This is a genomic window from Empedobacter sp. UBA5036, assembly GCF_002415215.1.
Taxonomy (GTDB): Bacteria; Bacteroidota; Bacteroidia; order Flavobacteriales; family Weeksellaceae; genus Empedobacter; species Empedobacter falsenii_B.
In genome coordinates this window covers 86,444-94,742 of the sequence record NZ_DICC01000025.1, presented here as the reverse complement: position 1 = coordinate 94,742, position 8,299 = coordinate 86,444, and the positions used below count along the sequence as shown (strand labels likewise).

Sequence of the window (8,299 nt, the reverse complement as noted above, 5' to 3'; positions counted from 1 at the left end):
TTCTTAAGGCTATAAACTTTAGGCTGATTGTTCTTTAAGATGTGTTTTCTAGAGTATTGATATTAGTCCTGCATCTGTTCATGATATTTATTTTTTGAAAGATATAATATCTCAACTATCAGATTGAGTGCTACTTGGTGATAGAGATTATTAGTTGCAAACAATTCAAATTTATTTATTTAATGAAGTTAATATATGATTAGAATCACCAAAAAGATCGAATCAAAAAGATTACAAACCTCAGTTTTATTCATTCAAAAAGTATCGAAAAAGAATTGAAACTTTTTTTTCTCAACTATGTGATCAATTTATGATTATACGCAATTATGCAAAGACTTTTGAGGGGTTTAAAACCAGAATTCTAGCTAAAATTACTACACAAACATTGAATCAGTACATTATTAAAATACACTTAAATCGAAATATTAATAATCTAAAAACTCAAATTATTTAAAATGCACAACGGGTACTGAATATAATAATGTAAAGTTATTTCTTTAAAGATGTTGGTAAATAAAAAAAATAGATCACTTTTTGGAATTCTTAAAAAAAAGTTAGAGTTTTGTCTAAAATGTTATAAAATATAAAACTATGAGGAGAAGATTAACATCTTTGGGCTTATTAGCTTTCCTAGGATTAGGAACAGTGGCTTTTGCTCAAGTAACGGGTGTAGTTAACGATGCTAACAATTTTCCAGAGTCAGACGTAGAGGTAACTGTAAAAGGGACTGATAAAGTTGCATATACTGACGAGAACGGAAATTTTAACATTGATGCTAAAGTAGGTGATACATTAGTGATCAATGGAAAAGAATTTAAAGTGACTTCTACTAATTTAGGAGCTTTGAAATATTCAGATGAAACTGCTTTAGAAGAGGTAGTTATTACAAGTATTTTCGATTCTCCTTCTAAATCAGGAGAAACAGTTGTGTCTGGTAAAAGTTTAGAAAATTTTAACCCTTCATTATCTGTTGATCAAATGTTAGGTGGAAAAGTTTCGGGATTAACTTCTCAAGCTCAGAATGGAGCGCCTGGAGCTACTTCTAATGTAACAATCCGTGGAGCTATGGGATTAGGTGGAGGTAATAAATCTCCATTATTTGTAGTGGATGGTACTTATATGTCAGTTACAGATATGAATACTATAAATCCACAAGATATTCAGGATGTTACTGTTTTGAAGGATGCTTCCCAATTAGCTATTTATGGTGCTAGAGGTGCAAATGGAGTTATTATAATCAAAACTAAAGGAGCTAAGAAAAATTCTAAATCATTTTCATATTCATCAAGAATTGGTTTTACTGAGATGATGAAACAAAATGATATGGATGTAATGAACTCAAGACAATTATTAGATTATCAAAATAGTTTATCCTCAATCAAAGGAGTAGCAGGTGGAGTGGCTAGAACACAAGCTCAGATTGATCAGTTAGCTCAGATTGATACAGATTGGAATGATTCATTTTTTAAGAACGGTTTAATAACATCTCATTATTTTAATATGGCTAGTAATATTGATGGAGATTCTCAATCTTTTTCAATTGGTTATGATAAAAATTCAGGAGCGGTTAACTATTACAAAGGTTTAGATAGAATTACAGGAACTCTTAATATTTCGTCTAAATTATCAGATAAAGCTAAATATGGAATTAATCTTAATGGGTCTTATCAAACATTAGATGAACCTAGAGATATTAATAACGGTCAAAATGCTTTTTACAGTGTTTTACAAAATAGACCATTTGCTAGTGTTTATAAGCTAGATAATGATGGAAATATCATATATAAAGCTAATGGAGATCCTACATTTAATCAATCTGTAAACGCTATGGGGTATAATGCATTAGATGAAATGTATTATACAAAGAATCAAACGAGAACGTTTAGATTATATGGTTCTGCATTTTTTGAATATGAACTAGCTAAAAATTTATTTGCTAGAACAACATTTGGAGCTACATACAGAAGATTACAATATGAAAATTTTACAGCTCCTTCTGCTAATTTAATGGCTATTTTAGGTTCTGGAGGATCGAAAAGTGATCAGAGTCTTGATAGGCTTGATTATAACTGGAGAAACGAGGTTAGTTATATAAAATCATTTAACAAACATAATATTAGAGCAACTATAGCTTCAGAGTATATTAATCAATCGAGCTATTCAATGTCTTTAAGTTCTCAAGGATTTCCTAATGATTATCAAGATGTACAAAGTTTAGCTACAACTAAATTACAGTCTTCAAATACTGCAAGATGGGCTGTGACTCGTTTTGGGTATTTAGGTTCTGTTAACTATGATTATGCAAGAAAATATTTTGTTGATGGTTATGTAAGAAGAGATGGAACTTCTTTAGCTGGATTAGATAATAAATATGGAACTTTTTGGGGAGCTTCTGTTGCTTGGGATATAGCAAAAGAAGACTTTTTAAGATCTAATAAATTTGTTAATAGTTTGATGTTGAAAGCATCTTATGGTGAAGTAGGAGATGATTCAGGTCTAGCAAGATATTCTAATTTGACTTTAATGTCTATGACTGGAACATATAATAGTCAAGGGATTGCTGCTCCATCTTTAAATATTGCAAATCCAAATACTACATGGGAAATTAATAAAAAATTAAATGTAGGATTAGATTTTGCTTTGCTTAATAGATCATTAACTGGTAATGTTTCGTATTTTAAAGATACACGTACAGATTTTTTATTTACTAAAGAGTTACCAAGAGAAACAGGTTCATTTACAACAACTATTAATGCTGGAGAATTAGTTTCTAGTGGGGTAGAGGTTGAGTTAAATTATGATATTATTAATAAGAAAGAGTATGGTTTAAGTGTATATGGTACTTTAACAAAAATGAAGTATAAAATAAATGACTTAAATGGTTTAGATGAATTAATAGTTTCTGGAACTGTTGAAGATATGAAACATATAAAAGGAGGAGCTCCGTATCAATTTTATATGGTGAAATTTGCAGGTATTAATAGAGATAATGGTAATGCGCAATACTATGATTTAGATGGGAATATAACTGAAACTTATGATGCAGGAGATGCAATAGCGACAGGTAAATCTCCTATGCCTACTTTAACAGGAGGTTTTGGATTAAATGCTAAGTTTTACGGATTTGATTTAAATGCAGATTTTGTTTTTAGTGCGGGAGGTTATACTTATAATAACACCTATCAAATATTAACTAGTCCTACAACAACTAATAATAAAGCTGTTCAAGCAAATGATTATTGGAGAAATCCAGGTGATCAAACAGAATTTCAACGTCCAACTTCAGCTGGATTTAGATATTCTACTCAATTCTTAGAGAAATCTGATTATTTAAACTTTAGAAGTTTATCTCTTGGATATACGTTTGACGAATTATTAAAAGGTACAGGTTTAAAAGGAGTTAGAATTTTTACACAAATACAAAACTTGGCTTTATGGACTAAATTCCATGGTAATCCTATTGCTGGGACTGCAAGTAGTGGATATGCTGTTCCTGGTGATTCTGGATTTATAGCAAACGCATATTCATTATTTTCATATCCAAATACAAGAACTTATTCATTAGGTTTAAATGTTAATTTCTAAAAAAAAAAGATGAAAAAAATTAAAATAACATTTTTAGCTTTATCATTATTATTATCATTTAATAGTTGTAGTGATGATGATATTATGCAAGATTCTCCTACAGGTACAGCTGTAGAGAATTTTTATCAAACTCCCGCAGATTTTACAAGAGCTATATTAGGAGTTTACCAAGGTTTTAAACAATCAGGGTACTATGCTGCATCTAACGGATCTTCAGACATAAATGTTTTAGGAGATATATTAGCAGATGATGTAATATTTAATACTAATGGTCGTCAGGCAAATAGGTTAGCGTCTACTCAATGGGAGTATGATGGAAATATGACTCCAACTTCAAAATATAATTCATCGTATAATATTATTATGCGAGCTAATTTAATTTTAGCTAATATAGATAATCTACCTGATGGAGATTTTAAACGTCAAATAAAAGGTGAAGCTTTAGCTTTAAGGGCATTGGTACATTTAGAGGTTGCAAGAACTTATGCTAAAATACCAACTCAAAGTGCAGATGCTTTAAGTTCGCAAGGGATACCATATATAGATAAATATATCCCTTTTGAATCTCCAGGTAGAGAAGAGAATGTTAAAGTAGTATATGATAAAATACTTAAAGATTTTACTGAAGCTTTAAGTAATTTAAACACAAGTACTGGTACTGATAGAATTAATAGTAATACTGTACAAGCGTTGTTAGCTAGAACTTATTTATACTTAGGGAATTATACTAAAGTGATTGAGTATGCGCAACCTGTTGTAAATAAGGTTAATCCTGTAGCTAAAGACCAATTGCTAAACATGTGGAAAGGTATAAATAGTAATGGAGTATTATTTGAAATTCCTTTTGTTTTAACAAATGATCCTGCAATTGGAGTTAGCTATAGTCAAGGAACAAGCAATGCTAATATCAATATGGAATATTCTGTAGATAAAAGATTTTATGAGTTATTTAATCCAACTACAGAGCCTGAAAGAATGTCAGCTAGTGTGAAATTATTTAATCCAGATAATGCAAATGGAAAGCCTACAATTGCTGTTAATAAATATATTTCTGGAAATCCAGCTACAAATATTCCAGGAGTAAATAATGGACGTTATTTGAGAGTTGAAGAAACTATCTTAGATTTAGCTGAAGCACAATATTTATCTGGTGATCAAGGAGGGGCTTTAGCAACATTAAATAAATTAAGAAACAATAGATATTCTTCTTATGCAGGAGGGGAAACTGGAGTAGCTATATTTGATGCAATTATTCTGGAAAGACGTAAGGAACTGGCTTTTGAAACTGGTGATAGATGGTTTACATTAAAAAGATTGCAAAATGTAAATGTACCTGCGCAATATAAAAATGGTATTCAAAGATCAGGAAATGGTTTTTATGCTGATGGAAGTGGAAGTGTTCCTGTTGGACAAACTTTAACACCTACTAGTCATAAATGGCAATTGCCTATTGATCAAGGAACAATCAATAGAAATCCTAATATGACCCAAACGTCAGGATATTAATTTAAGTAATAAAAAAGACTATCTTTTTAAGATAGTCTTTTTTTTATTGACATAATATTTGTAAATTCAATTAAATATAATTTGAATTATGAAAATTAAATATAGTATTATTTTTTTATTTTTTATATGCTATGTAAACGGTCAAGTTAATCTCGACCCATTGACAGTAGGTGTTTCTCAAGGTAGCCATAGAATTCAATTATCTAAAATTGATTTGTCAATAAAAGGTAATCCTTATTTAAAGGATGGACTTTCACCATTTACTATAGAAGGTGCTAATTCTAATGTAAAGTTATTGCGTTATAATCACTACTCTGATGAAATGGAGTATCTAAACGAGAATGTTTCTTATGACTTAGATAAGCTGCAGAATATGATTATTACTTTTATAAATAGTAATAAAAAATTTATTTATATAGAGCATTATAAATTAGAAGATGGTAATTTAGAATCTGGTTTTTTACAAATACTTTCAGAAGGAAAAAATATTAACCTTTATAAAAAGGAAAAAGTAATTTTAAAAGAAATTTTACAAAAAGAAGATATAATGGATGTCGGAACATTAACGAAAGAATATACATCTGATAAGCCAATTTATTTTATGAATTTTAAGAATGATATTATTTTAATTCCTAACAAGAAAAAAGAATTTATTAATTTTTTTAAAGATGATAAGATAAAAGCATATATAAATAAAGAAAAAATTAATTCTACAAACGAATCTGATTTAATAAAATTAACAAAGTTTATAAATAAATAATAAAAAAACCTCGAAGTTTACTTCGAGGTTTTTTTATGCGTATTATTTTACAAACTCTTTATAAATTCCCAAGCTCTTATCTCAGACCAAGAGTGAGAATTATCCTTTAAAGGAAATCCACAATGTCCACCATATTTAGGCATTTCGAAAGTGCAGTAGGAATGATTTTTTAATCGCTCAATAGGATAGCAATCATCCCCCAAAAAAGGATCATTTGCAGCATTTACAATCAAACAAGGTGTTGTGATATGGTCTAAAACAGTTGCAGGAGAAGCTTTGTGATAGTAATCTTCTTTGCTGCTATAACCATGCATTGGTGCAGTAAAATAATCATCAATTTCATCAAATGTTTTGATCTTATCAATCATTTTTTCATTCAGAACTCCTGGAAATTGTTTTGCTTTTATTTTAAATTTTGGAACTAAAGTGCGTTTGAAATTTTTAAAATAAATTGTATTCGGAAATATTTTCAATGTGTCAGCACATGATTTTAGAGAAATTGGTGCAGAAAAAACAACAGCAGATTTTATCTTGTTCGAAACTTCATAACCTCCAAGATAATTCAAAACCAAAGCACCACCCATCGAATAGCCAATCAAATAAACTTCTTGATAATTTTCTTTCAACGCTTTTTCTACAACTCTGTGTACATCATCAATTGATCCATGATGATACAAACGACAAGTGTCATTCATTTCACCTCCACAAGAGCGATGATTCCAAGCTAGAATATTAAATCCTTTATCATAAAAATAATCTGAACACGAATTAAGATACGTTCGTTTCGAATCGCCTTCTAATCCGTGAAAAAGTATAACTAATTTGTCTTTATTTTCTTGAAATCGCCAATCCAAATTCAGAAAATCGCCATCATCGGTTTCCATATTTTCTCTTGTGTAATCTGGAACAGGATATTTCTTGAATTTCGCTGGAATAATAGTAGAAAGATGCGCATTTCGATTGATGAAATTAGGTGTAGGGTAAGTAGAATGTTCGATGTAAGGCATTTAAAATATTTTTACGTCAACTAAAAAATCCTTTTTAATTTCTTCATTTATATTAGCTAGAATCTTCGATTTTCCCATCAATAATTCTTGTCTCATTGCAGGAGAATTAATTTTTACATACAAAACTCTTTGTCTTACTTCAACTCGGTCCGTATATTTCTCGAAAAACTTTCCCATCACCGTTTGCCAGGCCTCTTCTGCTTTCACTTCCCAAATCAATTCTTCTTTTCCACTTTGTTTAATAAAATGCTCCAAAGCTTGACCAAGCGTTTGCTGATTACTTCTTTTTTCGTACTTTTTCATAAACGGAAAACTTTACTTTCAGAATTAATTTGTTTAATGATTTGCTCTGTTCTTTCGGGATGTGTATCGGTGATAAAAATTTGACCGAATCGTTCCTCGTTTACTAATTTAATCAATTGTGTTACACGATGTTCGTCCAATTTATCAAAAATATCATCCAATAATAATAATGGAGTAATGTTTAATGAAGATTTGATAACTTCTAATTGGGCCAATTTCAATGCAATTAAATACGATTTTTGTTGACCTTGCGAACCAAATTTCTTGATTGGATAATTGGTAATCGTAAACAATAAATCATCTTTATGAATTCCGGCTGTCGAATATTGTGTCGAACGATCTTTGTACAAAGCCTCTTTCAGAACCGTTTCAAAAGGTGCATCATTTAATTGCGAAACATATTCGATGTTCACTTTTTCTCGACCTTCTGAAATTTCATTGTAATATTTTAGGAAAGCTTCCAAAAAAGTTTGAATAAATTCTTTTCGAACTTCATGTATTTTCTTTCCTAAATGAATCAATTCTTCATCATAAATTTCCAAAGAAGTTGAATCAAATGTATTATTTGCAGCAAAGTATTTTAGCAAGGCATTTCGTTGAACTAAAACCTTGTTGTATCGCATCAAATCAGCTAAATATTGCTTATTCGATTGCGAAATAATATTATCCAAAAATTTGCGTCGAACTTCACTTCCTTCTTTGATTAAATCACTGTCATAAGGTGAAATCATTACCAAAGGATATTGTCCAATATGATCAGAAATACGATCATACGATTTCGAATTTCGCTTTAATTGTTTGGGCTGACCAGAACGAACCAAGCAAAAAATCACATCATCAGATTCGTTTCGATCAAAAGTACCTTCTAATGTAAAAAAATCACAATCAAACTGAATATTCATCGCATCCGAATGATTCAGATACGATTTACTTAAAGCCAAATAGTGAATAGCATCCAAAACATTGGTTTTGCCTTTCCCATTTTGTCCTACAAATGCATTAATTTTTGGTGAAAATTCGAAATTATTTTCATCAAAATTCTTGAATTGTCGCGCTTTAAGTTCTTTTAAATACATGAAAGCAAAATTACGATATTAATTAAGATTTACGATTGACGAAGTTTGATTTATGATTTTTT

6 protein-coding genes and 1 pseudogene are annotated in these 8,299 nt (G+C 29.9%); 4 read left to right on the top strand and 3 right to left on the bottom strand.

Annotated elements, in window-relative coordinates; all coding sequences use genetic code 11:
• Positions 1-52 precede the first annotated feature (52 nt).
• The 4 genes and pseudogenes from B4J88_RS04990 to B4J88_RS04975 all read left to right on the top strand — a co-directional run.
• A pseudogene (locus tag B4J88_RS04990) lies at positions 53-454 on the top strand (transposase); the annotation flags it as partial.
• 137 nt (positions 455-591) lie between these two features.
• On the top strand, positions 592-3,585 hold the full coding sequence (locus tag B4J88_RS04985) for a SusC/RagA family TonB-linked outer membrane protein (RefSeq protein WP_291066653.1): 2,994 nt from the start codon (positions 592-594) through the stop codon (positions 3,583-3,585).
• 9 nt (positions 3,586-3,594) lie between these two features.
• Positions 3,595-5,091, top strand: coding sequence for a RagB/SusD family nutrient uptake outer membrane protein (locus B4J88_RS04980; RefSeq protein WP_291066651.1), 1,497 nt, complete (start codon positions 3,595-3,597; stop codon positions 5,089-5,091).
• A gap of 88 nt (positions 5,092-5,179) precedes the next feature.
• Entirely contained in the window at positions 5,180-5,851 is a 672-nt protein-coding gene (locus tag B4J88_RS04975) for a hypothetical protein (protein ID WP_219033889.1), read from the top strand.
• Positions 5,852-5,898: 47 nt separating this feature from the next.
• On the opposite strand, the gene B4J88_RS04970 is transcribed toward B4J88_RS04975, so the two are convergent.
• From B4J88_RS04970 to recF, 3 genes are read right to left on the bottom strand one after another with little or no spacing between them, the layout of a single operon-like run.
• A complete protein-coding gene (locus B4J88_RS04970; protein WP_291059664.1) occupies positions 5,899-6,858 on the bottom strand; it encodes a YheT family hydrolase in 960 nt (319 codons plus the stop codon).
• Positions 6,859-7,161, bottom strand: a complete 303-nt coding sequence (locus B4J88_RS04965) for a DUF721 domain-containing protein (protein WP_180905351.1) — start codon at positions 7,159-7,161, stop codon at positions 6,859-6,861.
• Entirely contained in the window at positions 7,158-8,237 is a 1,080-nt protein-coding gene (gene recF / locus B4J88_RS04960; protein WP_180905350.1) for a DNA replication/repair protein RecF, read from the bottom strand. Before recF ends, B4J88_RS04965 begins: the two co-directional genes overlap by 4 nt.
• Positions 8,238-8,299: the final 62 nt, after the last annotated feature.

Bases quoted from the DNA above. Each gene is read 5' to 3' on its own strand.
- B4J88_RS04965 (WP_180905351.1), bottom strand. From the start codon at position 7,161: ATGAAAAAGTACGAAAAAAGAAGTAATCAGCAAACGCTTGGTCAAGCT.
- B4J88_RS04970 (WP_291059664.1), bottom strand. From the start codon at position 6,858: ATGCCTTACATCGAACATTCTACTTACCCTACACCTAATTTCATCAAT.
- B4J88_RS04985 (WP_291066653.1), top strand. From the start codon at position 592: ATGAGGAGAAGATTAACATCTTTGGGCTTATTAGCTTTCCTAGGATTA.
- recF (WP_180905350.1), bottom strand. From the start codon at position 8,237: ATGTATTTAAAAGAACTTAAAGCGCGACAATTCAAGAATTTTGATGAA.
- B4J88_RS04975 (WP_219033889.1), top strand. From the start codon at position 5,180: ATGAAAATTAAATATAGTATTATTTTTTTATTTTTTATATGCTATGTA.
- B4J88_RS04980 (WP_291066651.1), top strand. From the start codon at position 3,595: ATGAAAAAAATTAAAATAACATTTTTAGCTTTATCATTATTATTATCA.